Source organism: Paenibacillus kribbensis (genome assembly GCF_002240415.1).
GTDB classification, from domain to species: domain Bacteria; phylum Bacillota; class Bacilli; order Paenibacillales; family Paenibacillaceae; genus Paenibacillus; species Paenibacillus kribbensis.
The window spans coordinates 3682495-3707866 of sequence record NZ_CP020028.1 but is presented as its reverse complement, the minus strand read 5'-3'; the positions used below and the strand labels follow the sequence as shown (position 1 = coordinate 3707866).

The following is a 25372-nucleotide window of genomic DNA, read 5'->3' as shown; positions in this document are numbered from 1 at the left end:
GATGGAAGGGGCGTAGAAGATGAGGGAATACATCGTTCAAAAAGGAGATACATTACACCGGGTCGCCTCGGCTTTTAAATTAACGGCGGACACTTTGATCGCAGATAATCCGTGGGCCACCACTCAACCCTATCTGATTTGTGGTCAAGTGCTATATATTCGTCCGTCAGCGGATCGTCAATACGTCATTCAGCCCGGTGAGTACGCAGGGCAAATTGCCAAACAGTTTGGTGTGGAACTTGATGAACTGCTGCTGGCGAATCCCGAACTTGCGAAGCATGAGTTTGTGGAAGGGCAAACAATTGTTATTCCTGATGGTCATCAGGATCAGATTGTACGTTTGCGTGGAGAGTATGGGTATGAGGATTTGATGGAAGACCTTGCGGCCTTGGCCCGCAGGTATCCGTTTATTGAAGTTGGCAGCATCGGCACTAGTGTCATGGGGAAGGATATCCCCTATGTACGCATCGGGAGGGGACCGCGAAAAATTCACGCCAACGCCTCTGTACATGCGAATGAATGGCTGACGACGCCTTGTTTGCTGCGTTTTATAGAGCAATACGCGCAAGGAATTAGTGCTGCTGGGGAACAGGAAGAAAGAGAGTTCCAGGGTGAGCGAGCGAAGCAAGCGGGGACTTCACCATGGGTGTATGGTGGTTCTCCGCAGGATTGGCTGGAACACGCTTCGTTATGGGTGGTACCGATGGTCAACCCGGACGGAGTAGAACTGGTGCAGCAGGGTGTGCTTCCGACTCATCCGATGTATCAAAACCTCAGAAAATGGAATGAAGGCCGTACTGATTATCGGGGGTGGAAGGCGAATATTCGTGGTGTCGACCTCAACGATCAATTTCCGGCGTATTGGGAAGAGGAGGTGCGCAGACGCGGTAAAGCAGGGCCGTCTCGAAGAGACTATGCAGGGCCTGCCCCTTTGTCTGAGCCGGAATCCAGGGCGCTTGTCGATCTGACGGAGCGCGAACAGTTTGATGTGGTGTTATCCATCCACAGCCAGGGGCAGGAAATCTATTGGAATTATCGGGATCTGGAGCCCAAGGAGAGCAGAGATTTGGCCTTGCGGCTAGCTGCCGCGACAGGATATCGGGCGGTAAAGCTCAGGGGGAGCGATGCAGGCTACAAGGATTGGTTTATACAGCGGTTTGGTAAACCGGGGTTTACGGTTGAGGTTGGTCTGGGCGTAAACCCGCTGCCCATGCGTGATTACGACGACATTGCAGCAGAAGTGGGTATGTTAATGGCAGCGGTGCTATCATGGTGAAAGACAAAGCCGTCTGAAACGCAATGATTCATTCGTACGTATGTAGAGGAACACGTTTTTTTCAAGTGTTCCTCTTTATGTATCCCATTAACGGGTATATACACTTAGGAGCATGGAAATGGAGTGAACAACCTATGAAGTGGAAAAGATTACTGTCTCTCCGTCAATGGTCACATGTATTTCGGCGTATGCCCCGATTGATTACCTCTTCGAGGATTCCCTGGAGTGAAAAATTACTTTTTGCTGTTCCTGTGTTGCTTTACTGGGTACTGCCTGATGTTATGCCCTTTATGCCCATTGATGACATTGGGGTGACGCTGCTGCTCATGAATTGGTTTGTAACCCGCGCCGAACGCAAGTATCCCGATGTGCTTGAAAAGCAGCATATACGTGTTCGGTAGACGTAAACTTATGAATTTTGCGATTGCGATTTTTTGCGATTTTCTTTACAATAGGAATATTGCCTTTTGTTATACTGAGAAAAATTATGTGGTGTGATAGGTATCCCAAAGACCACATTTCATTTAAAGAATATGAAGGAGATGGAGTTACATGAACTGCAAAATTACTCGTAACGCAGCTAAAGTATTGAAGCTTGAACTGGATAAGGCAGAAAACCAAGGAAAGAGCTTGCGCGTTGTCATTACTCATGCTCACGGAGATCATGCTCATTACGGGCTTGATTTGGACACGCCTAAAGAAACAGATACTGTAGTATCTACAGATAAAGGTATTGATGTTATTTTGGAAACAGGTCAGCCACTGCTGGATGGTGTGAAAATTGATTACTTGTACTTCCCTCAAGAAGGATTTGTCATTACTAACCCTTCCCAAGGCAATCACGGCGACCACTAAGCCGGAGCACGGAGGGATGAAAGATGGCCAATGATATTCGCGTATGTGATGAATGTAATCATATTCGCTTGAAAACGATCTTGCCCAAATTGCAAAAGATGGCACCGGATGCCGAGATCAAAATCGGCTGCAAATCGTATTGCGGTCCTTGTGGAAAACGGGCGTTTGTGTATGTGAACGGACGTTATGTGAGTGCGGCCACAGAGGATGAGGTCTTGGAAAAGGCTGCGCGTTTTATAAAATAGCTCCCGTTGCACAGGATTCACAACTTTCTGCATAGTTCCCCTTCTTCTGATCCATGCTAATGGGTGTAGACCACTGCCCAGAAGGAGGAGTGACTCATGGCTCAGTATGATTCCAATCTCGACGATCACAGTGTCGAGGCCCAGACGCAAAACTCGGTGGACAAGCTCCACAATGCCGTGTCTCAGGCGTTGTCACATCCGGCTGAGCAATTGATTGAGCAGGCGGAGCAGTCTCGCACTCATGCAGAGCATGCCATACAGCAGGCGAAGGATAGTCTTGGTGACGATGCAGTAGAAGTTGCCGAGGAAATGCTGGATGAAGAGGCAGGACGGCTTGAGCAGGCAAAAAAAATGTTGCGTCCCTAGACATTCGTCATTGCACATGAGCGCAGTCTAGCGACTGTGAATACAAAAATCCCGATCAACAGCACGTATAGGCTGATTGATCGGGATTTTTTGTTTCCCTCGTCACTTATTCGTCTGTGATTCCCACTGGCGAATGAGGTCGTACGTGATGACCTGATCGGAAATGTTCAACCGATTGAGAGCCTCGGTATACCCCGGCCCGCAGGCATTCACATCCGTAGGCTGGCCTGTAGACAGGTTGTAACAGGTCCCTTTGGAGAATGTACCATCCTCAGATGGAATGTAGTACACTTGACCATCCGTGAAAGCACCGCTGCGCAGCACGACCATACGTGGTTTCCCGCTAAACAGATCATTCCCCATAAAATGATAAGGTTTAGTAGAGATCCCGAGCAGATGCATGACGGAAGGCGTCAAATCCAGCTGTCCAGCCGGTTCCGTATAGGTCCCAGCATGACTTCCGTCAGGAAGATGCACAAGCAGCGGCACCTGGTTCATGATCTTCTGCATGTCCAAGTCTGTGAGTGGCTTACCCAGAAACTTTTCATATAGTGCTTTATCTTTAATAGAGTTGTCATGATCCCCGTAGAACATCAGGATCGTATTGTCCCACAAACCGTCTTTCTTCATCTGCTCTACCAGTTCGCCCAAGGCTTCATCCACATAATGGACGGATTTCAGATAGTCTCCGAACATTGTGCCTTCAAACTCGCCGACGTCCAGATCTACTGCGTCAGGGGACAGGTTGTACGGATGATGGCTGGAAATGCCGACCATATAGGCATAGAACGGTTGTTTGACTTCGGTAGTGAGATCATTGAGCGTTTGACGGAAGAAGGATTTGTCTCCCAATGACCAGCCCAGTGGCTCATCTATTTCAAAATCTTTTTTACTGTAAAACTTGTCATAATTCATCGCTTTGTACATTGTGTAGCGGTTCCAGAAGCTGCTGTCGTATACGTGAAACGCATTTGGACTATAGCCAGTATCTTTTAAAATAGAAGGCAATGTATCGAACTTATGGTCTGCATAACGGATAAATACCGAACCCGTAGGTAGCGGATGCAATGAAGCATGTGTAGAAAAGTCCGCGTCCGAAGTGCGACCCTGTGCAGTTTGGTGAAAATAATTGTTGAAATACATACTTTCCTGCATCAGCTTGTCAAAGTTAGGCGTAATCGCTTGACCGTTGATCTGTTTGCCGATAAAAAAGTTCATGAACGCTTCAGCTTGAATGACCATCACATTTTTGCCTTTATATTTGCCGGACAGGTCATTTTTCACTTGAAGCAGCTTCTGATGCTGATTAAACCATTCCTTGTCCTTGTTGGATTCTGCTTGGGCCAATGTAGGCTGAGATCCAAAATGATCCTGACCATAGCGGTAGATATCATATCCGTGGAATCCGATCAATCCGGTTACGTTGTATAAGGCCATCGACCACCAATTACCAACAAATATGCCGGTTGCCCACGTGGAGGTATAATATTTGATCGGTCCAAAGGTGAAAATATAGCCAATCAGGAAGGCCAGAGCGCCTTTGGAGAAGCCAAGCAGAAATCTTTTGGTCAGCGAGCTTCGGGATGTTTCCACATAAGTATCATTTGTGGTGTACCGGCGCCTTAAGGAAGCGACGAATATCACATAGGGAATGAACAGAATCCAGTCTGCAAAAAAGAGAATATCCCACCAGTACATAAGGGATAGGATGCTTCCCCCCAGCGAATCAACTTGTCCGGCTTGAAGCAGGACAGGAATCGTAATGAAATCCTGAAAATACCGATAATAGACCATATCGGAATAAATGAGCGCGGTGAGCAGAATATCGAGCACCACCAGCGCAACCAGACGTCCGCGACGTGGCAGCCACAAGGTCCAGAAGCTCACAAGCAAGAGTGAACCAAGCGCGATGACATAATCCAGTGTAGTCATGTCAATATTTTGGGCATGCAGGCTATAATGAATCAGTACGAGCTTGCCAATCATAAATACAAGAAACAGACCCAACCCGAAATATCGGGACAGCAGTAATCTGCTGAACATGTTTCCAGTGCGACTTGCACTGGCCGTGCGAATAACCAACACTTTACCCCCTTCGGCAGAAATGTTCGGCTAGTATAAACTATAGATTAACATCATGTTAAAACCGAAATGCCTTTAATCATTATAGCGCTCATCTGGCGCATTTCAATGATTAAGTAATAAAAATACAGCATTTTCCTTTCAGTAATAGATGCAGCGATACCGTTTATCAGGCTGTGCAGCACAAACCAGGCCAGGAGTCGAACGAGGGTTCGTTTCCTGGCCTGAGCTACATCTATTTAGGACTACGACGGCGAAATATCTTTGCGACGCGGAGGTAGAGGACCTAGATACTGATAGTATTGACATTCAATGCGGCCGTTAAACAGCTTGCGGCGCTTGTCTGCCTTGCGGCCCCAATAATGCTCAAATTGCTTAGTGGAACTGATCGCAAAGAAGGACCAGGTCTTCATTTCGGCTGCCGTGCGTGCGAGTGTACGGATCAGCTTTTCCACCTCGGCTTGCTCGCTCAGTCTTTCGCCATAAGGTGGATTTGTAATCATTACACCATATTGGCCCTCGAGTCTAACCTTGCTTGCAGGCATCACCTTCAGTGAGATGTCTTTAGCGAAGCCTGCCGCCTTCACAGCCGCCTCCGCTACTTCGATGGCACTTGGGTCAATATCGCTGCCTGCAATCTCAAAAGGAATATCATCTCGGGTCAAATCCATCGCCTCGTCGCGAGCTTGATTCCATAACTCTTTCCCGAGGACAGGCCAGTTTTCAGAATTAAAGGTGCGTCTCAGGCCTGGCGCAATATTCCAGGCTTGCATGGCGGCTTCGACCAATAAAGTACCGGAACCGCAGCACGGATCGTAGAAGGGGCGATCCGGGCTCCAGCGGCTAAGCTGAATAAGAGCAGAAGCCATCGTCTCTTTGAGAGGGGCCTCGGTAACAAGCTTGCGGTAGCCGCGTTTGTGCAGCCCTGGCCCGGTCGTATCAAGCGTCAGCAATGCCCGGTCATTCAATAGAATGACCTCAATGACGTAACGAGGGCCGTCCTCGGCAAACCAATCTGTGTGGTAGGTTTCCTTGAGCTTTTCTACAATGGCCTTCTTGACGATTCCCTGACAGGCTGGTACGCTACTAAGCTGTGATTTGTGCGAACGTCCCTCTACGGGAAACTCACCATCCACAGGAATCCAATCCTGCCATGGCAATGCTTTGGTGCCCTCGAACAGCTCGTCGAAGGTAGTTGCAGCGAATTCACCCATTTTAATAAGAACGCGGTCTGATGTGCGAAGCCACAGATTACATCGGCATATATCTATGTAATCCCCGGAAAACACGACGCGGCCATTCTCGACGCTCAGATTCTCATACCCGAGTTCTCTGAGCTCCCGGGCCACGACGGCTTCAAGTCCCATCGGCGCAGTTGCAATTAGTTGCAGTTGAGTCATTAAACGTATTCACTCCGTCCCCATAATCATGTAAGCTTGGTTCAATCCCTATAGTATAGGTCATTGTACACAAAGAGACAAATCAATCAGGCAAATCATTCAGATAAATCATTTGCGAAGGACACCGTGATCAACCTGCGTTATGATAAAAACAAGAAGGAGAGATGATACATGGAAATTACACCAAATATGACGCCTGAACAATATGTAGACCAACTGGTACAGGAGGATGAAGCGCTGCGCAGCATCAGGGAGGCGATCATTGGAGAGGGGATGCCTGAGGTATCAGTTGCTCATCCCTATGGCAAGCTGCTGACTTTTTTAATTGAGGTGTCCGGTGCCGGGGAGGTGCTGGAAATTGGCGCACTGGGCGGATACAGCGGATTATGTCTGGCCCGTGGGCTGGGGGAAAAGGGACGAATTGTATCATTGGAGCTGAAAAAAGCTTATGCGCTGCTTGCGCATAAGCATATGGAGGACAACGGTTACGGTGACCGTGTCGAATATCGTATTGGGCCAGCAGTGGACAGTTTGAAGACGCTTCAGGAAGAAGGACGAACCTTCGACTTTTTTTTCATTGATGCGGATAAGGAAAATTACCCGGTATATTTGGAATATGCGATTGCTCTGGCGAAGCCGGGTGCCATTATTGCCGGGGATAACTGCTTCCTTCGTGGACGTACGCTGAATACAGATAAAAATGGGCCTGCCGTACAGGCCGTGAGACGCTTTAATGAAATGATCGCTACAGACCCGCGTCTGGTCAGTACGCTTTTGCCGGCCTATGATGGTTTAGCACTAGCAAGAGTAAAATAGCTCGTAGCCTCCCAGCTTCTATAGCTGCACCAAAAAGAACCTCCTTGTCCACAGTAATGTGGAGTGGAGGTTCTTATCCGTTCTGGAGGGCTATATTTTATCAGAGGGTTGTCTTACCTGAAATCATGCGTGGTCTTATGACTAAAAAGCTTCATACGTACCCAGAATATGTTGAGGATCAGCAGAACACCTGACATGATGAACAGTCCTTCGATGCCGATAAACCCGGACAGTACCCCACCAATAGCAGCACCCAGCATATTCCCTAGCGCCAGCGAGCTGGTATTGAAGCCGAAAGAGCGGCTTTCCATACCTTCTGGCGTATACAGCCGAATCAGTGCATTTACACTTGGCAGCAAGCCTCCCATAAACACACCCATAAAAAAGCGGATAATGACAAGTTGCCAAACTTCATTGACAAAAGCCTGCGGAATGAGCATGACTGCCGTTCCGAGTAGTGAGATGGTCAAAATTTTGTGGGCTCCTACTTGATCACTCAATCTTCCAAGCAGCGGTGCAGCTACCATATTGGATACGCCGGTAATGGCCGTTACAAAGCCGGCAATCAGTGCGATTCCTTCTGCGGAGCCATATAACTTCTGCACATACAATGGCAGCAGTGACACTGTGCTGATCATGGCAAACTGGAGCAGGAATGTTACGGTGAACAAAGCTGGGAGCTGAGGCGTATGGCTTAGCTCCTTTAGTCCGGCAAGCACCGAAATTTGCGGAGTGCGTGCGGCTTCCGCTTTGCTGAAGTTTTCTTTAACCAGGAACATTGCAATTAAAGAGGCGAGGAAAACAAGAGCTCCAGTAATGTAAAAGATCGGTCTGAACCCGACCAAGTCAGCCAGAAAGCCACCTAGCAGAGGGCCAAGAATCGTGCCGGCCATCTGGCCAGATTGCATAATGCCCATAGCGAATCCGGTTCGCTCTTTAGGCGTGGTACCCGAAACCAGGGAAATGGAGGCCGGGTTGAAGCCCGAAATCGTACCGTTCAGCAGACGAAGTGCCAACAGCTGCCAAGGATGGGTGACCAAGCCCATGCATCCGATCACGAGAGCCATACCGAAGCCTGAGCGAAGCAGCATGACTTTGCGCCCATATCGATCAGCCAGCTTGCCCCATAAAGGCTGGAATATAAATGAGGTCATAAAGTTTGCGGCAAAAATAACTCCGGCCCATAGACCGATATCGTGCTCTCCCTTTACATGGAGATCATGAGCCAGATACAGGGCGAGGAACGGAGTTACCATTGTAATACCCGCGTTGACCAGAAATTGACCGAACCAAAGCACTATAAGGTTGATTTTCCATGTCTCCCACGATTTCAATGTGCGCTCACTTCCTTTCTGCCATTCTTATCCTGTTGTAATAAATGCTTATCTATATATAATTTCCCCGGAGCTTTAAAAAAGCCATTCCTCTAGTATAACACACTTCATTGAAACTTTATCCAAATGTCATGGGTTTGTCATGGTTTGTTCGAGAGCGGCAGTTGTTACGACTCTTGAAAAAGGGCATAATTAAAATATAGTATTTATGATTCGAACTGGAGGCTGAAGTCATGACCTACAACGATACCTTTATTCGCGCTTGCCGCAAGCAGGCTGTGGATCATATTCCCGTATGGTACATGCGGCAGGCCGGAAGGTATGACCCTGAGTATCGCAAAATTAAAGAAAAATACACGTTGCTAGAAATTTGCCGTCAGCCCGAGCTGGCCGCAGAAGTGACTTTAATGCCCGTGCGCAAGCTTGGGGTAGACGCTGCTATTTTATATTCTGATATTATGAATCCGGTGGCCTCGCTTGGGGTTGATTTTGATATTGTCAAAAATATTGGTCCGGTTATCGATAATCCGATCCGGTCAGCTGCGGATGTAGACAATCTGCGCCCGATTGATGTGGAACGCGATCTGGGTCATATTTTGGAAACGATTCGTATTTTGGACCGTGAACTGAAAGTGCCATTAATTACGTTCGCTGGAGCACCTTTTACAATTGCAAGCTATTTAATAGAAGGAAGACCATCCAAAGGATATATTCGCACCAAAGCGATGATGTATGGGGAGCCTGAGCTGTGGTATCGTCTGATGGATAAGCTGGGGGATATGGTTATTACATACGTGCGTGCCCATATTGCTAACGGCGGTAAGGCATTTCAATTGTTTGATAGCTGGGTAGGCGCGCTTACGCCTTATGATTTCCAGACTTTTGTGCTGCCGACCATTACACGTATTTTTCATGAATTGTCCGATCTGAATGTACCTAAAATTTATTTTCCAGGTGTAAGCTCCGGTGAGTTGCTCCCCCATTTAAATGGGGTAAAAGCCGATGTGATTGGACTGGACTGGCGGGTAAGTATACCTGAAGGACGTCGCCGTCTGGGGAACACTTTTGGTGTGCAGGGAAACCTGGACCCTTATGTGCTCACTGCCCCAATGGATGTTATCAAGCAGTATGCAAAAAAAATCGTAGATGAAGGAATACTGGAGCCAGGATATATTTTTAATCTGGGACACGGATTATTTCCTGAAGCCTCGCTAGATAAATTAAGAGAGCTCACCGAATATGTACACGAGTATTCCCGCACCGTTTTGCCAAAGAATTGACATTAGAACTATTCAAGAGGTGACTGCTAATGAAAACCAAAGTGGGTGTACTGGTTATGTCCTACGGGACGCCGGAGAGTCTGGATCAGGTGGAAGCCTATTATACACATATTCGTCGCGGCAATGCCCCCTCGCCGGAGCAATTAAAAGAATTGAAAGACCGCTATGAAGCTATTGTGGGTGGTGTTTTTCCGCTGCGTCAGAATACGGATCGTCAGGTTCAAAGCCTGCAGGAAACCTTAAATCGGGAGAATCGCAACCCGGACATTGAATTTATCTGTTACCAGGGACTCAAACATGCCAAGCCGTTTATTGAGGATGGTGTGGAAGCGATGGTGCAGGATGGCATCCGTAAAGCGGTGGGTGCTGTGTTGGCTCCCCATTATTCTGTTATGAGTGTTGGTACTTACATTAAGCGTGCGCAGGCCAAGGCACAGGAGCTTGATCTGGCCATCTCTTTTGTGGAGAGCTATCATCTTCATCCAAAGCTGATTAAGACGCTCACCGAGCGTGTGAATGCCAAGCTGACGCTTTTTGAAGAAGCTGGGGCCAATCGGGACGAGGTTCGTGTTCTGTTCAGCGCACACAGCTTGCCTGAGCGGATTCTGGCTATGGGTGATCCCTATGTAGAGCAATTAATGGCTACATCGCAGGCTGTTGCAGACAAGGCGGGAATTACCAATTGGCAGTTTACGTGGCAAAGCGCTGGTCGTACAGCAGAGCCTTGGCTGGGGCCGGACATTTTGGATACCATGCACAGTCTCAAGGAAGAGCAAGTAGAGTATGTACTCGCTGCGCCAGTTGGCTTCGTATCCGATCACTTGGAAGTGCTATACGATCTGGATATTGAAGCGCAGGCTTTGGCGAAGGAGCTGGATATGCGTTTTCAGCGCATAGATTCACTCAACAGTGATCCGCTGTATATGGAGACGCTTAGTGATGTCATCATAGACCAATGGAAAAAGGGATGAGGACATAATGGAGCAAAAATTACGCAAGATTGTGATTGTAGGCGGCGGCTTGACCGGACTTAGCGCAGCTTTTTACACACGGAAAATGTACAAGGAAGCTGGCTATACACCACGAATTACACTGGTGGAGAAAGCTCCTGTGCTTGGCGGCAAAATTGAAACACTGCATAAAGACGGGTTTGTAATTGAAAAGGGACCGGATTCCTTTCTGGCCCGTAAAACGGCCATGGTAGACCTGGCGAAAGAGCTGGAGCTGGATCATGAACTGGTAAGCACGAACCCCGACGCCAAAAAGACATACATTTTGCATGAAGGAAAGCTTCATCCGATGCCTCCCGGTCTGGTATTGGGCATTCCAACAGAGCTGGAACCATTTCTGCGCAGCGGATTGATCTCTTTGGGTGGGAAATTACGGGCTATGATGGATTTTGTGATTCCTCCCCGTCGCGAACAAGGTGACGAGTCGTTAGGTGATTTTATTGAACGTCGACTGGGCAAGGAAGTGCTGGAGAATGTGACCGAGCCGCTGCTGGCCGGTATCTACGCCGCCAACATGAAGACGCTAAGTTTGCAGGCGACCTTCCCGCAATTTGCTGAGGTTGAACAGCAATACGGAAGCCTCATTCACGGGATGATGACTGGGAGAAAACCAGCCGAGACGCATACAGGCACGAAAAAAAGCGTCTTTTTGACCTTTCGTCAGGGCTTGCAAAGTTTGGTGCATGCGTTGCTGAATGATTTGCATGACTGTGATTTGCGCACGGGAATTGCTGTTACCGAATTCACAAAGACAACAGAAAGTGAAGATAGCGCCTATCGCGTTTTACTGGATAATGAAGAGACGCTGGAGGCGGACGATATTTTTGTAACGACTCCAAACTTTGCCGCTGCACCACTCTTGCGAGAGCATGTGAATGTGGCTGCACTGGAGGCCGTAAATTACGTATCCGTGGCAAACGTGGTCATGGCCTTCGATAAAAAAGATATTGAGAACGTCTTTGACGGTTCCGGTTTTCTCGTTCCACGCAAAGAGGGACGCAGTGTGACGGCTTGTACGTGGACGTCTGCGAAGTGGCTGCATACTAGCCCGGATGATAAGGTGCTGCTGCGCTGCTATGTTGGGCGAGCAGGAGCGGAAGAAACCGTAGACCTGCCGGATGATGATTTGATTGCGCTGGTACGGCAGGATTTAAAAGAAATGATGGGAGTTACGGCGAATCCGTTGTTTACGGAAATCACGCGTCTTCGCAATTCCATGCCGCAATATCCAGTTGGGCATCCGCAAGCTATAGCCGATCTGCGGGAAGAACTGCGAACTGCCATGCCGGGAGTGTATGTTTTGGGCGCTGGCTATGATGCGATTGGCTTGCCGGATTGCATCCGTCAGGCCAAGGAGTGGGCCGCTAATGCCGTCCAAGCAGCACAGCAGGAAGCGGTTAAGGTACAGGTGTAAATGTTCGTTGATGAGCCCTTCGTGTTCCAGGCGAGGGGTTCTATTTATATTGAAATTTGATATATAATGGAGAAGGTGAAAAATTCACCGAATAAAAGGAATTCATGTATATGCTATGGCATAGAAGGAGTGAAGAATGCACCCTCCCAGATCAAAGCGAAATGAAGGTAGGAAGAAAGCGAGAAAAATCAAAATAGGCAAGGCTTGGATTATGACGAATCTTGTCCTGCTGCTTATGATCATAGGTCTTTTCGGTTATTATTACATATTTGAACGCGGCAGCAGCACACTTGCGGACAACGGAGAGCCTTCGCAATCACAGCAAAACGTTCAACCGGAATCTTCCGGGGAAGAGCGGCCCTCTGCCTCGGTGAGTAAAAATGTTACAGCCTTGTCCAGTAAACAACTGAACGATGGGTCCAATGTAGATGAGCAAGCTGCTGACGATGGAACGAAGCAAGCTGCTGATGCTGCTGTAGATACGGGCAATCGTTCCGTAACACCATCTGATACGCAAGTCCCCGTAGGCAACACTTCAGACTCGGGTTCACTTCAGGAGAATGACGGGAAGGCTTCATCCACAGTCACGCTTCACTTTGTAGGGGATGTGCAGTTTTCCGGTAAGGTTGAGCAGAGGTTGGAGAAAAACGGATTTGATTTTCCATATCAATATCTCGGGAACCTGTTTCGTAAAGACGATTTGACGATTGCCAATCTGGAAACGCCAGTGACAACTGGCGGTGTTGGTGCGTTAAATAAAACGTATGTGTACAAATCTTCTCCCAAGGCGTTAACTGCATTAGCAGCGGCGGGGATAGATGCTGTAAATTTGGCCAATAATCATATTTTGGATCAGGGTACAGGCGGGTTACTGGACACACTAAAATATTTGGATGAAAAGGGTATAGCACATGTTGGAGCCGGACGTAATGCCAAAGAAGCGTACGCGCCGCACTATTTTGACCGCAAAGGCATTAAAATTGCGTTGTTAGGAGCTACACGTGTCATGCCTGATGCCAATTGGAATGCAGGTGTCAAACAGCCTGGTGTTGCCGGAGCATATGATTCGACCGCCATCGTGAAGTCCATCCGCGAGGCACGAAGGCAGGCAGATCTGGTGATTGTCATTGCCCATTGGGGGAAGGAGCGCGCCGCTACTCTGGAGCCACATCAAATCGAGTTGTCGCACGCCTTTATTGATGCAGGGGCCGATATTGTCATCGGCGGTCACCCGCATGTGCTTCAAGGGCTCGAGCAATATAAAGGCAAATGGATCGCATACAGCACAGGCAATTTTATTTTTTCCAAATCAACGGTGCCAGCCACTTGGGACACAGCGATATTTCAGGCAACCTGTACCCGTAGCGGGGCTTGCGACATGAAGCTGACTCCTTACCGGGCCGAGCTCGGTCAACCGATTCCGCTGCAGGATGCGGAGGCCAACAAAATTTTGCAGAGAGTAGCAGCACTGTCGCCGGGAAATGTCACGATAGGTGCGGATGGTACAGTAAGATGAAGAACTCCTTTGTGGATGGAGGTCATGATTGGGATGAAGCATTTGTGCGTGGCTCACCGTGGTTTTTCAGGCATTGCTCCCGAGAACACGATGGCGGCCTTTAGACTTGCGCTGGAGCAGCCGTTTGTACACTGGATTGAGCTGGATGTACAACTGTCGAAGGACGGTGTTCCGGTGGTCATCCATGATTTTACGCTGGAGCGAACGACGAATGGGACGGGACGGGTAAAGGATTCAGATTGGAAAGAGCTGCAACAACTAGATGCAGGTAGCTGGAAAAATGCGAAATATTATGGAGAAAAAATCCCTTCTCTCGCACAGGTGTTGGATCTGTGCCGCGGCCGGGTATCACTCAATATTGAGCTTAAAACAGCGGGCGATATGTATCCAGGTCTGGAGAAAGCCGTACTCCGTGAAATTATAATGAGAGACATGGAGGGTGAGGTGGTATTGACCTCCTTTGAGCGTGCTGCTTTACGCCACACCAAAGAGCTGGCACCTGCGATCCGTACCGGGCTCATTATTGACGCGCGTCCGGACGATTTGGCGAAGCAACTGGAGAAGCTGCAATGCTCTTTTTTATCCATGGGCTATCCGCGTCTGGATCGTAGTTTATTGAAGAACCTGATAGGACGTGGTATTACGGTTATGGCGTGGACGGTGGATGATCGCCGTATCATGCGGAGATTATCCGCACTGCATCCTGAATTGATGATTTGTACCAACTGGCCGGACCGCTGGGAGCAGGTTTTTTTGCATTCCAAGCACCGCTTGTGGCATTATATACGTAATCTTATTCGTTAAATCAATGTACTACATATGTGGGAAGGATGGCGGTTGTAATGAACACGGAAATTCGTAATGTTTACTGTGTCGGACGCAATTATAAGCTGCATGCAGAGGAATTGGGGAATGATGTTCCTACAGAACCGATGATTTTTTTAAAGCCTTCCCATGCGGTTGTGCCGCTGGATGGTGCCACGCTGGAGCTTCCTCAGGGGAAAGGTGATATTCATTTTGAGGCTGAGCTGGTTGTGGCTGTCGGGCGTAATTACGAGTCGGGAATGTCCGCAGATACGTGTCTGAGCGCTTTTGCATTCGGCATTGATTTTACGCTGCGTGATGTACAAAGTGCTCTTAAGAAAAAAGGTCATCCATGGACGGCTGCCAAGGGCTTTAAGTCGGCTGCTCCTGTGACGCCTTTCCTGCCCTTGGAGAACCTGGACATACTGGGGCAGCAGGATTTTAGCTTGCTCAAAAACGGACAGGAAGTACAACGCGGTCATATCAAGGATATGATTTTTTCCATCGAAAACATCGTTGAATACATAGCGACTCATTATGGGCTGGGTGAGGGTGATATCATTTTTACAGGCACTCCGGACGGTGTTGGTCCTACCACAAGCGGGGATCGCTTCGAGCTTTTCTGGGGAAGTGATCGTCAGGGAAGCTGCACCATCGCCTAAACAGTCTGTGAAACAATATCATAGAAAGATTCCATTCACAAGCGGAGGGATTTCATGGACTGGATCATCGGCTTGCTTTGCGCTGCTGTGGTGGCGGGGGCTGCTTTTTATAAAAAATCCTTAACGCTATCCGGCTTTGTCGCAGCTGTATTGATGGGAACCGTGTATTATGGGGCAGGCAATCTGTTCTGGTTCGGTACTTTGCTCCTGTTTTTCATAACATCAACTCTCCTGTCAAGGTACAAAAAGGAGCGCAAGGCAGAGCTTGAAAAATCGTATGCCAAAACCGGCAATCGGGATGCAGGCCAGGTATGGGCCAACGGGGGATTAGGTATGCTGCTATGTCTGGGGTATGCCATATGGCCTCACATGGCCTGGCAGCTGGCATTTGTTGGTGTCATGGCTACAGTCACATCCGATACATGGGCAACGGAATTCGGCAGTCTGAGCCGTAAGCCGCCACGTTCGGTGCTTAACGGAAAGGTGCTGGCACCCGGAACCTCGGGAGGCGTATCTGCAATGGGAACGACTGCGGCCCTGGCTGGGGGCGTACTGATCGGAATAGGTGCATGGGCCTTTGAATATGCCATAGGAACGCCGATCTTGCCGATATGGCTCTGGGCATTGATTGGAGGCATATCCGGCAGTGCGGGGGCCTTTGCTGATTCCTATCTTGGTGCTACGGTGCAGAGGATGCGTTCCTGCACGGTTTGTGGACGGGAGGTAGAAGTAGACTCGCATTGTGGACAAGCAACGGTTTATGTGCGTGGCTGGCATTGGATGAGTAATGATCGGGTGAATAGCATTAGTTCTATTTTCGGAGGACTGGTTGCTCTTGTAGGTATTTTCTTTTAATCTGAATAATCCTGACATCTAGTTGCTAAAAACCGTACTGACATTGTTCAGGTAACGGTTTTTTTTAATCATTAGCTGTGTCTGTGTTAAAATAAACAGGATGCAGTACAAAACTGGGGAAGAGTAGGGAATCCGTATGAATATTATGACCGTTGAACATATAACGAAAAGCTATGGTGAAAAAGTGTTGTTTCAGGATGCTTCCTTTGGTATGGATGAACGTGACAAAATAGGAGTTGTCGGTGTGAACGGTACCGGTAAATCGACGTTTTTACGAGTAATTTCCGGGCTGGAGCCGCCAGATGATGGCAATATTGCAGTGAACAATGATGTACGTATTCAGTATTTGGCGCAAAACCCAGAGTTTGATCCTGAGATGAAGGTACTCCAGCATATTTTTCACGGCAACCAGCCAGAAATGAAAGCCGTGCGTGAATACACGGAAACCATGGAGCTGCTGGAACTGAATCCGGGCAGCGAGGAGCTTCAAAGCCGTCTGTTGCGGGCAAGCCAGCAAATGGATACGTTTCAGGCATGGCAGTTGGAGAGCGAGGCCAAAAATATACTTACCCGGCTGGGAATTACCCAGTTTGAGGCGCGTATGGGCGTTCTTTCCGGCGGTCAGCGCAAGCGGGTAGCTTTAGCGGCGGCTTTGATCCAACCCTGCGAGCTGCTCATTCTGGACGAGCCTACCAACCATATTGATAATGAGTCTGTGGAGTGGCTGGAGCAATATTTACAAAAAAGACGCGGTGCACTGTTAATGATCACGCATGATCGTTATTTTCTGGATCGAGTTGCGAATGTCATGCTGGAACTGGATCATGGACGGCTTTTCCGCTATGAGGCCAATTACACCCGTTTTCTGGAGCTGAAAGCAGAACGCGAAGAGCGGGAAGCGTCTTCGGAACAGAAAAGGAAAAACCTGCTGCGTAATGAGCTGGCCTGGATTCGGCGGGGAGCAAAGGCTCGTTCGACCAAGCAGAAAGCTCGTATTGAGCGCTATGAGCAGCTCAGGGATCAGCAGCCGGAAGCTCGTTCAGGGTCTGTAGAAATGTCCGTAGCCTCTACGCGTCTCGGTAAAAAGATATTGGAGTTGGAGCATCTGTCCAAGTCGGTAGATTCCCGCAAGCTGATACACGATTTGAGCTATATCGCGGTTCCAGGGGATCGTGTCGGTATCCTGGGTCCCAATGGCAGTGGGAAATCTACCCTGCTGCAAATGATTGCCCAGCGTGTGGAACCGGATTCCGGCAGTGTTGTGCTGGGACCGACCGTGAAACTTGGCTATTTTACTCAGGAACATCAGGAAATGAACGAATCACTGCGGGTCATTGAGTACATCAAGGAAGAGGCTGAAGTGATTCGTACAGCAGACGGATCAACGATTACAGCTGCGCAAATGCTGGAGCGTTTCCTGTTTGCTCCTAACGCGCAATGGACGGTAATTTCGCGATTGTCCGGGGGAGAGAAACGGCGCTTGTACCTGCTGCGTGTCCTGATGTCCGCCCCCAATGTGCTGCTACTGGATGAGCCTACAAATGATCTGGATATTCAGACCCTTTCTGTACTGGAAGACTATCTGGATGAATTCCCGGGCGTGGTTTTCATCGTTTCTCATGATCGCTACTTCCTGGATCGGACGGTGGATAAAATACTGGCATTTGAAGGCGAAGGACAGGTACGAGTGCATGTGGGCGATTACAGCGAGTATGCAGAATGGATGAGCAAAAATGCTCAATCATCTGCGGCTACGCCTGTCTCGCCGGGTACATCTTCTTCGGCCCGGTCTTCTGCGCCAAAGTCAGCAGGTGCTTCGAATTCGGTCAAGGAGACAAGCAAAACCAAGCTTAAATTCACCTTTAATGAACAGCGGGAATATGAGCAAATTGACGACCTGATTGAACAAGCCGAAGAGAAGTTAGCCGACATCCAGCGACAAATGGAGGAGGCTTTCAGTGATTCGGCCCGGCTACAGGAGCTTATGGCTGAGCAAGCAAAGGCTGAAGAGCATCTGGAGTATCAAATGGAGCGGTGGACCTACCTGAACGAGCTTGCCGAGCAAATTGAACAAAGCAAGTCATAAGCATTCATATAGCACATAACCAACATGCTGCAGGAGCGATTTTTTTCTCGTTGCTCAGACTAAAAAAGCAAGTCTCCGTAAAACCGGAAGACTTGCTTTTTTTAATTACTGGTCTATTGCCGATGTAACAGGGCGGTTGTCATCATCCAGATTAAACCGTTACATAAGCCGCAAGCAGACGGGCAGTGTTCAACACAGCCTGCTTATGCGTACGCTCCATCGCGTGGGAGGCGTGTACACCGGGGCCGATCAGTGCGGCCCGGATATTGTTGCCTGCTTTCAGTGCAGCCGAGGCGTCCGAGCCGTAGTGCGGATAAATATCAACCGCATACGGAATACGAAGCTCTTTGGCCAGCTCAATCAGACGAGTTGTCATATGATAATCATAGGGCCCGGAGGAATCCTTGGCACAGATCGAAACATCCGTTTCCTTGCAGCTCAGATCTTCACCTATACAGCCCATATCGACAGCTATCATCTCAGTGATTCCTTCGGGTATGTATGCCGCTCCATGCCCTACTTCCTCATAGTTGGAAATGAGCAATTTAATAGTATGCCGAGGCTTCCAGCCCTCGTGTACGGCGGATTGCAGTAAACCAAATAGCGCAGCCACACTGGCTTTATCATCCAGATGCCGTGATTTGATGAAGCCGCTCGGTGTTACGACCGGAAGGGCATCAAACGAAATAAAATCACCCACCGCAATGCCTAACTGTATCACGTCTTCCTTTGATTCGACCAGTTCGTCAATCCGTATCTCCATATGACTTTCTTTGCGCTCAAAACTTCGTGCATCATCATAGACATGCACGGATGGATGAGTGGACAGAATGGTACCTGTATACGTTTGTCCGCTTCTGGTATGAATAAGACAGTATTCGTTCTCAATGCTATTCATCATAAAGCCGCCGACGGATGTCAGACGCAAGGTGCCTTGATTGGTAATCGAGCGCACCATCGCGCCCAATGTATCCACATGGGCGCTCAGCGCCAGCGTATGGCCTGTTTCCTGACCTTCCAAGGTCAAGATGGCGCCTCCTTTGGCGTTCGATTCGATCGGAACCCCGAGGCTTTCGGCTTCCTTGCGGATCAGTTCCATTACATGATGAGTATACCCGCTTGGGCTGGGCGTGTTCAGCAGCTGTTGTAGAAAGCTCATCATGTAATCTTCATTCAATTGAATCGTCATTTGGTGCTCCTCCTCATTTGGACAACCGATCAGGGTTAGAGGACGGTTGCTCTGTAACTCTGTCGGATATAGACAATGTGCTGGATGAATCAGGTGTGTCATAGGTCGTATGCGCATATGCTTCCATCGCGGAGTTATGCTCTTCTTGCAGTGTATGAAGCTGGGCAGTCAGACGTTTAAGTTCTCTCTGAAGCTTGTATTGGCGGAAGATACCGAATGAACCGACGATAAGTCCACCTAAAAGAGTGCAGCCAAGAATAAGTAGAATCAAGGGGATATTCACTACACTAAACAGCAGATTCACTTGAACCGAGTTCACATTAATGACAGCAAATACAGCCGTTAACAAGGCGATAACAAGAGCAGCGATTAAAGACCATTGTGTTTTCAAATTGCCACCTCCTCCCGTCCATTCTTACGGTACATTATAAAATCCCTTGCCCGCCATGGACAAGGGATTTATCCGTGCATCGCTTCAATGCTGGATTGTATGCGTGCACAGTTCTATTTGCCTTCCGTCAGCTTTTCCATTTCCGTAATGACTTCCTCGAATACGCTCATCGCCTCGCGAATTGGCTGCGGTGAGGACATATCGACGCCAGCATTCTTCAAAATATTGATAGAATAATCGCTGCCGCCGCTCTTCAAGAAGCCTAAGTAACGGTCAACGGCCGGCTGGCCTTCTTCGAGAATCTGTTTCGAGAAGCTGGTTGCTGCCGAGAAGCCGGTAGCATATTTGTAGACATAAAAACTGTTATAAAAATGGGGGATACGCGCCCATTCCATTTCAATGTCCTTGTCTACCTTCATGCCTGGACCGTGATATTTCACATTCAGATCATAGTAAATTTCCGACAAAAGCTGCGGCGTAAGGGATTCTCCCTGTTCTGCGCGTTCATGTACAATCTTCTCGAATTCCGCAAACATCGTTTGACGGAATACCGTTGTACGGAATTGGTCCGCATAGTAGGTGAGAAGATACATTTTCTCTTTTGGATCGGTAGATTTGTTCAGCAGGTAGTCCATCAGCAATGCTTCATTGGTCGTGGAAGCTACTTCAGCCAGGAAAATGGTGTACTGTGCATCCCTGTACTTCAATGCGTTGTCTGAATAATAGGAATGCAACGCGTGCCCCATTTCATGAGCAAGTGTGAACATGCTGTTCAGGTTATCCTTATGGTTCAGGAGTACATAAGGATGGGTGCCATAAGCTCCCCAGCTGTAAGCGCCTGTACGTTTATTTTCATTTTCGTATACGTCAATCCAGCGCTCATCATAGCCTTTTTGCAATGAGGCCAGATAATCCTTACCGAGTGGCTTAAGGCCCTCCAACGTTTGCTTTTTGGCGTCTTCATACGTAATGTCCATTTTGTATTCGTCCACAAGCGGAGCGAACAAATCATACATATGAAGCTCATCCACACCTAACAGCTTTTTACGCAGCTTGATATAACGATGGAGCAGAGGCAGACTTTCATGAATGGTATCAATGAGATTCGTATACACTTCCTTCGGAATATTGTCACCGTATAGTGACATTTCCAATACGGAAGGATATTTGCGAACACGAGAATAAAAAATATTTTTATTCACATTGGCATTCAGTGTGGAAGCAATCGTATTTTTATTTTTGGCATACGTGTCATAGACTGCTTTAAAAGCACGCTCACGTACTTCACGATGCGGACTTTCGAGAAATTGAATATAGCTGCCATGGGTCAGCTCAACCTCTTTGCCGTTTTCATCCTTAATTTTAGGGAATTTTAAATCGGCGTTGTTCAGCATACCGAAAATCGTTTGCGGAGCCTGAGCCAGATTGCCAACCTGAGCAAGCAGCGCTTCTTCTGCTTTGCCCAAAACATGCGCCTTTTCCCGCTTCATTTCTTGAAGGGTAAATTTGTAATCCGCCAGCTTCGGATCTTCAATGAAGGCATCAAGCTGTTGATCCGGCAGGGCCAAAATTTCCGGTGTCACGAAAGAAAGCGACTCACTAACCTCAACGCCTAATTTTTTGGCTTTTTGAGAAAGCCCTTGATATGTAGGTTCAGCCGTATCCTCATCATGATGCAGATGGGCGTACACATAGACCCGCTCGGTTTTGAGCGACAGTTCATCTTCCAGTTTAAAGCAGTTGCCAATCGCTTCGGCTGAATTCAGCTTGCCTTGGAATTGTGCAGCCTTTTTGGCTAATTGTTTGACTTCTTCGTATTCTTGGTCCCATGCTTTGCGGTCAGGAAACAGGTCTTCCAGTTTCCATGTATTTTCCACCGGCGCATCGGCGCGTTTTACAATTTTACTCATGGGGAGCCTCCTCTGATCGAACATAATGTGGGGTAGGGCTGCGGCGGCAAGGGACGGATGCCAAAACGAAGAAACCGCCACGCTTACCGCAAGCAGCAGGGCAAGAGGTTTTACAGGATGCATATAACGGCATATCCTCCTTATACCATGGCTTGTAGCCATAGTATGACCTCTTGCCTCCGAAAGTATAATTTTCCTTACTGTGGGTTGGAACCTATATTTAATAAGCTGTATACAATAAGATAAAAGGCAAGGCAAACCATGATCACGGCAGTGAGGGCCATCCACTTTTTGAGAGGAGCCGGTATCGTATCACGTTTCATAATCAGCACTCCGCCCAGCGTGAAGGCCAAAATAATGAAGATGAGATAGCTGTTGGACACCATGAGTCAGCTATACCTGTTTGAAAGCGTCCATGATCCGCTGCCACTCTTCCTCGTTATCTTGAAAGGACTGCTTGGGAAACCGATTTTGAGCCCACTGCATCAGCGCCGGACGGCTCAAAAAAGTGTGGGCTTCCTCGCCCCAATCATCGGATATTTCCCTTAGAACGATGTAACGGCCCTGCACTTCGACTGTCATCATGTTCCACTTGTCTTTTTTGTATATTTCGTGTTTTTTCATCATATGCATGTCTCCGTTAATAGATGTTTTGGTTCATGATACCGCAGTTTCCGCCGCAAAAGCAAATCATTCCAGCTTGAAAATTCATCAAAAACATCAATTGCATTGTGAAAAAGCATGAAGTATAATATGGATATTCGCCATAGATGGCGGTATTTTTAGGAGGTTGTTCACTTGAAAGGTACAGTTAAATGGTTTAACGCAGAAAAAGGTTATGGCTTCATCCAAGTGGATGGTGGCGAGGACGTATTCGTACACTTCTCCGCAATCCAAGGCGACGGCTTCAAAACTTTGGAAGAAGGTCAAGCGGTTGAATTCGAAATTACTGAAGGTAACCGTGGACCACAAGCAGCTAACGTTATCAAACTGTAAGTGTAACTGAATTGTAAGAATTGTTCCGTTCTACGGATGTCTTATATATTACGGTTAAACAATGAATTGAAAGCGCAGTTCCTTAAATTTAAGGAACTGCGCTTTTTTGCGTAAAAACGTTTATGATATGAAGAGGCTGAGTTGGAAATCATTTTAATTAAAGGAGTTGATAAAATGAGCACAGCAGAGGCTAGTCCCCAGCCTTCCTTAATTGAAGGTCCCATTGCCAAAACGCTGTTTATGTTCTCTTTGCCGATGCTGTTCGGAAACATTCTGCAATCCTTGAATGGAACCATCAATTCGATCTGGGTAGGGAAGTTTCTCGGCGAGGCCGCATTGACTGCCGCTTCCAACGGAAATATTATTATGTTTTTTCTGATCAGTTCGATCTTTGGCGTCACGATGGCCGCCACCATATTGATCGGACAACATATCGGAGCAGGAGACATTGCTGAAACCAAGCGTGTCGTAGGCACAAGCGCCGTTTTTTTTCTAGTGCTTGCTTTGGCTATAGGCATTATCGGTTTTTTGGGTGTTCCGTGGATTCTCCATGTGCTTAATACACCTGCCGAATCGGTGGACATGGCGATCACGTATACGCGTATTATTTTCGCGGGCATGCCCTTTTTGTACGGCTATAACTACATTATGACCGTCATGAGAGGGGCAGGGGATTCCAAAACACCGTTTTATTTTCTGCTCATCTCCGTCGTGCTGGATGTACTGCTTAACCCGCTGTTCATATTCGGATGGGGGCCGATACCCGCAATGGGCATAGGAGGTTCCGCAGTGGCTACCCTGATCGCTCAAGGGATCAGTTTTGTGCTGATTCTCATTTATCTTTATCGTGTAAAATATTTTTTGCGTATTACCTCTTCAGAGCTTCACTTGCTGAGATTCGACTGGAAGATTATTTGGACCCTGATCCGTAAGGGAGTGCCGATGGGTCTGCAAATGATTGCTGTCTCCACCAGCGCAATTGCATTAATGAATTTGATTAACGGCTACGGGACTGTGGCAGCTGCGGCATATACGGCAGCGAATAATTTGTCCAGCTATGTGCAGATGCCCGCAATGGCGCTAGGTGCAGCAGTGTCTTCCTTTGCTGCCCAAAATATCGGAGCCGGACGTTGGGATCGAGTGCGCAGGACAACCTGGATTGGGATTGTGTACAATTTTGTGTTGACTGGCGGAGCTGTGGTACTCATTTACGTGTTTAACCGTCAGGCCCTGCTAATGTTCCTTCCTTCTACAGGTGGTGCATTGGAATTGGGGATGCGGATTAATCTGATTACCTTGTGGTCCTTTGTTATATTTGGCATCACCAATGTCATTACAGGCGTTGTTCGATCTACGGGCTCCGTAATGATACCGCTTTTAATTACCATTATTTCATTATGGGGCATCCGTATACCTTTGGCCTATGCGTTTGTCGATGAGTATGGTCTAGATGCTGTATGGTGGAGCTTTCCTGTTGGTTTTGTTATCTCTGCGGTGGCCGTCGTGTTCTATTATGCTTCCGGGAAGTGGAAGCAAGCGAGCATGGTAGAGGTCTCACAAGGTATGAAGCCAGCAAAGGATGAGGGATAAGTAGGACGTTTGTGCTATTCATGACTATTAAATATTACAGGTGTGCCTCTTTTTGTAAAAATAGCCCATTTTTCTTGGATCATGATTTTGCAAAATCCTCGGATAATAAAGAAAAAAGTGAGGTTGTTCATTTGTGCTAAAAGGACGATCATATTATAATGAATATGGTTTGGATAGGTATAATTACGTAGACAACAATGTGGAGGCACCGTCATTTGAGTTATGTTGAGCAAGGACGTTATCAAGTACCGAGAGGCCCCATAGGTCTAATGAGCCGAATGTACAAGCATATTCTCCCTGAAACAAAACAAGAATTGAGCAGCTGGAAGAGCAAGGCGGAGCAGATCCCGGATCCCGAGCTGAGAGGTCAGGCACTTGCGAGTATAGCGGAAAAGACGTTTCACTGCATAGGTGGCGCGGTTTATGCCGCAGCCAATATGTCTGCGCGGCAGACGCTAATTCCGCTGATTGTGGCGTACCAGACCATTAGCGATTACCTGGACAACTTGTGTGATCGCAGTACGTCTATGGACCCGGATGATTTCAGGCTGCTGCATCAGTCTATGCTGGATGCGGTTAATCCGGCGGCTAAGCCAGTGAACTATTATGAATTGCGTCGGGAGCAGGAGGATGACGGTTATTTGACCGGGCTGGTGACAACCTGTCAGTCTTGTGTAAGCAGGCTTCCGGGCTATGAGGCGGCAATGCCTTACGTTCAGGATTTAGCGGGATTATACACGGATTTGCAAGTATACAAGCATATTAAACCCGAGCTGCGGGAACAAGCGCTTTTGGACTGGTGGTCGTTACATAAGGATCGTACACCGGAGTTGCGCTGGAACGAGTTTGCTGCGGCTACGGGCTCAACCCTGGGGGTCTTTATGCTGTTTCTTGCTGCCAGCGACCGGCATCTCACAGATGCGGGGGCTGCCTCAATACATGCATCGTATTTTCCACATGTGTGCAGTCTTCATATTTTGCTGGATTATCTAATCGATCAAGACGAAGACCGGAAGGGCGGAGATCTGAACTTTTGCAACTATTATAAAGATACCGACATGATGCTGGACCGGATCGCCTACGTTGTGAATCGGGCGCGGGCTGATATTGCAGATGTCCCTGCCAGCTCCTTTCACCGGATGATTATCGAGGGATTGCTGGCTTTATATTTATCCGACCCCAAAGTTAGCGAGCAGCAGGATGTGCGCGCTGTTTCGAGACGTTTGATGAAAAACAGTCCGCTTATGCGTTTGTTTTTCTTATTGAACAGTCGATGGATAAGAAGGCTTATATGA

25 protein-coding genes are annotated in these 25372 nt (G+C 48.0%); 17 read left to right on the top strand and 8 right to left on the bottom strand.

What is annotated here, in order from left to right; translation table 11 throughout:
- The first annotated feature begins 19 nt into the window (after window positions 1-19).
- The 5 genes from B4V02_RS16460 (at window position 20) to B4V02_RS16440 (ending at window position 2742) form a co-directional block, all read left to right on the top strand.
- Window positions 20-1276: a M14 family metallopeptidase gene (locus B4V02_RS16460; protein ID WP_094155613.1), complete on the top strand. Its 1257-nt coding sequence runs from the start codon at window positions 20-22 to the stop codon at window positions 1274-1276.
- 134 nt (window positions 1277-1410) lie between these two features.
- The gene (locus tag B4V02_RS16455; protein ID WP_094155612.1) at window positions 1411-1677 is read left to right on the top strand and encodes a hypothetical protein; all 267 of its coding nucleotides are present in this window, start codon (window positions 1411-1413) and stop codon (window positions 1675-1677) included.
- A 151-nt stretch (window positions 1678-1828) separates the two neighbouring features.
- A complete protein-coding gene (locus B4V02_RS16450) occupies window positions 1829-2131 on the top strand; it encodes an iron-sulfur cluster assembly accessory protein (RefSeq protein WP_010348956.1) in 303 nt (100 codons plus the stop codon).
- Between the two features lie 23 nt (window positions 2132-2154).
- Complete coding sequence (locus tag B4V02_RS16445) at window positions 2155-2376, top strand: YuzB family protein (RefSeq protein WP_007429791.1); 222 nt, start codon at window positions 2155-2157, stop codon at window positions 2374-2376.
- A gap of 96 nt (window positions 2377-2472) precedes the next feature.
- Window positions 2473-2742 carry a hypothetical protein gene (locus B4V02_RS16440; protein ID WP_094155611.1) on the top strand — a complete coding sequence of 90 codons (270 nt, stop codon included), beginning with the start codon at window positions 2473-2475 and terminating at the stop codon, window positions 2740-2742.
- 102 nt (window positions 2743-2844) lie between these two features.
- Here the strand turns inward: B4V02_RS16440 and B4V02_RS16435 are convergent, their stop codons facing one another.
- Window positions 2845-4827 carry an LTA synthase family protein gene (locus B4V02_RS16435; RefSeq protein WP_094155610.1) on the bottom strand — a complete coding sequence of 661 codons (1983 nt, stop codon included), beginning with the start codon at window positions 4825-4827 and terminating at the stop codon, window positions 2845-2847.
- 242 nt (window positions 4828-5069) lie between these two features.
- Window positions 5070-6224 (bottom strand): THUMP domain-containing class I SAM-dependent RNA methyltransferase, encoded by a 1155-nt coding sequence (locus B4V02_RS16430; protein ID WP_007429794.1) that lies wholly within the window; start codon window positions 6222-6224, stop codon window positions 5070-5072.
- A 171-nt stretch (window positions 6225-6395) separates the two neighbouring features.
- Here B4V02_RS16430 and B4V02_RS16425 point away from each other — a divergent pair, with 171 nt between their 5' ends.
- Complete coding sequence (locus B4V02_RS16425) at window positions 6396-7040, top strand: O-methyltransferase (RefSeq protein WP_094155609.1); 645 nt, start codon at window positions 6396-6398, stop codon at window positions 7038-7040.
- A gap of 113 nt (window positions 7041-7153) precedes the next feature.
- Here the strand turns inward: B4V02_RS16425 and B4V02_RS16420 are convergent, their stop codons facing one another.
- Window positions 7154-8374, bottom strand: coding sequence for an MFS transporter (locus B4V02_RS16420; RefSeq protein ID WP_007429796.1), 1221 nt, complete (start codon window positions 8372-8374; stop codon window positions 7154-7156).
- Window positions 8375-8607: 233 nt separating this feature from the next.
- On the opposite strand from B4V02_RS16420, the gene hemE reads away from it, so the two are divergent.
- The 8 genes from hemE to B4V02_RS16380 all read left to right on the top strand — a co-directional run bounded on the left by hemE (window position 8608) and on the right by B4V02_RS16380 (window position 18001).
- Window positions 8608-9654, top strand: a complete 1047-nt coding sequence (gene hemE / locus B4V02_RS16415; RefSeq protein ID WP_094155608.1) for a uroporphyrinogen decarboxylase — start codon at window positions 8608-8610, stop codon at window positions 9652-9654.
- A 29-nt stretch (window positions 9655-9683) separates the two neighbouring features.
- A complete protein-coding gene (gene hemH / locus B4V02_RS16410) occupies window positions 9684-10625 on the top strand; it encodes a ferrochelatase (RefSeq protein WP_094155607.1) in 942 nt (313 codons plus the stop codon).
- Between the two features lie 7 nt (window positions 10626-10632).
- The gene (hemY, locus tag B4V02_RS16405) at window positions 10633-12078 is read left to right on the top strand and encodes a protoporphyrinogen oxidase (RefSeq protein WP_094155606.1); all 1446 of its coding nucleotides are present in this window, start codon (window positions 10633-10635) and stop codon (window positions 12076-12078) included.
- A gap of 136 nt (window positions 12079-12214) precedes the next feature.
- Window positions 12215-13594, top strand: a complete 1380-nt coding sequence (locus tag B4V02_RS16400) for a CapA family protein (RefSeq protein WP_094155605.1) — start codon at window positions 12215-12217, stop codon at window positions 13592-13594.
- 33 nt (window positions 13595-13627) lie between these two features.
- The gene (locus tag B4V02_RS16395; protein WP_007429801.1) at window positions 13628-14398 is read left to right on the top strand and encodes a glycerophosphodiester phosphodiesterase; all 771 of its coding nucleotides are present in this window, start codon (window positions 13628-13630) and stop codon (window positions 14396-14398) included.
- Between the two features lie 38 nt (window positions 14399-14436).
- A complete protein-coding gene (locus B4V02_RS16390) occupies window positions 14437-15060 on the top strand; it encodes a fumarylacetoacetate hydrolase family protein (RefSeq protein WP_094155604.1) in 624 nt (207 codons plus the stop codon).
- 54 nt (window positions 15061-15114) lie between these two features.
- Complete coding sequence (locus B4V02_RS16385) at window positions 15115-15915, top strand: DUF92 domain-containing protein (protein ID WP_094155603.1); 801 nt, start codon at window positions 15115-15117, stop codon at window positions 15913-15915.
- Between the two features lie 136 nt (window positions 15916-16051).
- Window positions 16052-18001, top strand: coding sequence for an ABC-F family ATP-binding cassette domain-containing protein (locus tag B4V02_RS16380; protein ID WP_094155602.1), 1950 nt, complete (start codon window positions 16052-16054; stop codon window positions 17999-18001).
- 151 nt (window positions 18002-18152) lie between these two features.
- On the opposite strand, the gene B4V02_RS16375 is transcribed toward B4V02_RS16380, so the two are convergent.
- The 5 genes from B4V02_RS16375 to B4V02_RS16355 form a co-directional block, all read right to left on the bottom strand.
- Window positions 18153-19190: a M42 family metallopeptidase gene (locus B4V02_RS16375; RefSeq protein ID WP_094155601.1), complete on the bottom strand. Its 1038-nt coding sequence runs from the start codon at window positions 19188-19190 to the stop codon at window positions 18153-18155.
- 13 nt (window positions 19191-19203) lie between these two features.
- Entirely contained in the window at window positions 19204-19581 is a 378-nt protein-coding gene (locus B4V02_RS16370) for a LapA family protein (RefSeq protein ID WP_094155600.1), read from the bottom strand.
- A 113-nt stretch (window positions 19582-19694) separates the two neighbouring features.
- Window positions 19695-21491: an oligoendopeptidase F gene (pepF, locus tag B4V02_RS16365; RefSeq protein ID WP_094155599.1), complete on the bottom strand. Its 1797-nt coding sequence runs from the start codon at window positions 21489-21491 to the stop codon at window positions 19695-19697.
- A 197-nt stretch (window positions 21492-21688) separates the two neighbouring features.
- Complete coding sequence (locus tag B4V02_RS26700; RefSeq protein ID WP_007429808.1) at window positions 21689-21877, bottom strand: hypothetical protein; 189 nt, start codon at window positions 21875-21877, stop codon at window positions 21689-21691.
- A 7-nt stretch (window positions 21878-21884) separates the two neighbouring features.
- Window positions 21885-22118, bottom strand: coding sequence for a hypothetical protein (locus tag B4V02_RS16355; RefSeq protein WP_029390276.1), 234 nt, complete (start codon window positions 22116-22118; stop codon window positions 21885-21887).
- A gap of 171 nt (window positions 22119-22289) precedes the next feature.
- Between B4V02_RS16355 and B4V02_RS16350 the strand changes: the two genes are divergently transcribed.
- The 3 genes from B4V02_RS16350 to B4V02_RS16340 all read left to right on the top strand — a co-directional run bounded on the left by B4V02_RS16350 (window position 22290) and on the right by B4V02_RS16340 (window position 25372).
- Window positions 22290-22487: a cold shock domain-containing protein gene (locus B4V02_RS16350; RefSeq protein WP_007429810.1), complete on the top strand. Its 198-nt coding sequence runs from the start codon at window positions 22290-22292 to the stop codon at window positions 22485-22487.
- Window positions 22488-22661: 174 nt separating this feature from the next.
- Window positions 22662-24077 (top strand): MATE family efflux transporter, encoded by a 1416-nt coding sequence (locus B4V02_RS16345; protein WP_094155598.1) that lies wholly within the window; start codon window positions 22662-22664, stop codon window positions 24075-24077.
- A 215-nt stretch (window positions 24078-24292) separates the two neighbouring features.
- Window positions 24293-25372: a tetraprenyl-beta-curcumene synthase family protein gene (locus B4V02_RS16340; protein WP_094155597.1), complete on the top strand. Its 1080-nt coding sequence runs from the start codon at window positions 24293-24295 to the stop codon at window positions 25370-25372.

Coding starts and splice junctions, on each gene's coding strand:
- B4V02_RS16460 (WP_094155613.1), top strand. CDS start 20: ATGAGGGAATACATCGTTCAAAAAGGAGATACATTACACCGGGTCGCC.
- B4V02_RS16455 (WP_094155612.1), top strand. CDS start 1,411: ATGAAGTGGAAAAGATTACTGTCTCTCCGTCAATGGTCACATGTATTT.
- B4V02_RS16450 (WP_010348956.1), top strand. CDS start 1,829: ATGAACTGCAAAATTACTCGTAACGCAGCTAAAGTATTGAAGCTTGAA.
- B4V02_RS16445 (WP_007429791.1), top strand. CDS start 2,155: ATGGCCAATGATATTCGCGTATGTGATGAATGTAATCATATTCGCTTG.
- B4V02_RS16440 (WP_094155611.1), top strand. CDS start 2,473: ATGGCTCAGTATGATTCCAATCTCGACGATCACAGTGTCGAGGCCCAG.
- B4V02_RS16430 (WP_007429794.1), bottom strand. CDS start 6,224: ATGACTCAACTGCAACTAATTGCAACTGCGCCGATGGGACTTGAAGCC.
- B4V02_RS16425 (WP_094155609.1), top strand. CDS start 6,396: ATGGAAATTACACCAAATATGACGCCTGAACAATATGTAGACCAACTG.
- hemE (WP_094155608.1), top strand. CDS start 8,608: ATGACCTACAACGATACCTTTATTCGCGCTTGCCGCAAGCAGGCTGTG.
- hemH (WP_094155607.1), top strand. CDS start 9,684: ATGAAAACCAAAGTGGGTGTACTGGTTATGTCCTACGGGACGCCGGAG.
- hemY (WP_094155606.1), top strand. CDS start 10,633: ATGGAGCAAAAATTACGCAAGATTGTGATTGTAGGCGGCGGCTTGACC.
- B4V02_RS16400 (WP_094155605.1), top strand. CDS start 12,215: ATGCACCCTCCCAGATCAAAGCGAAATGAAGGTAGGAAGAAAGCGAGA.
- B4V02_RS16395 (WP_007429801.1), top strand. CDS start 13,628: ATGAAGCATTTGTGCGTGGCTCACCGTGGTTTTTCAGGCATTGCTCCC.
- B4V02_RS16390 (WP_094155604.1), top strand. CDS start 14,437: ATGAACACGGAAATTCGTAATGTTTACTGTGTCGGACGCAATTATAAG.
- B4V02_RS16385 (WP_094155603.1), top strand. CDS start 15,115: ATGGACTGGATCATCGGCTTGCTTTGCGCTGCTGTGGTGGCGGGGGCT.
- B4V02_RS16380 (WP_094155602.1), top strand. CDS start 16,052: ATGAATATTATGACCGTTGAACATATAACGAAAAGCTATGGTGAAAAA.
- B4V02_RS16375 (WP_094155601.1), bottom strand. CDS start 19,190: ATGACGATTCAATTGAATGAAGATTACATGATGAGCTTTCTACAACAG.
- pepF (WP_094155599.1), bottom strand. CDS start 21,491: ATGAGTAAAATTGTAAAACGCGCCGATGCGCCGGTGGAAAATACATGG.
- B4V02_RS26700 (WP_007429808.1), bottom strand. CDS start 21,877: ATGGTGTCCAACAGCTATCTCATCTTCATTATTTTGGCCTTCACGCTG.
- B4V02_RS16355 (WP_029390276.1), bottom strand. CDS start 22,118: ATGATGAAAAAACACGAAATATACAAAAAAGACAAGTGGAACATGATG.
- B4V02_RS16345 (WP_094155598.1), top strand. CDS start 22,662: ATGAGCACAGCAGAGGCTAGTCCCCAGCCTTCCTTAATTGAAGGTCCC.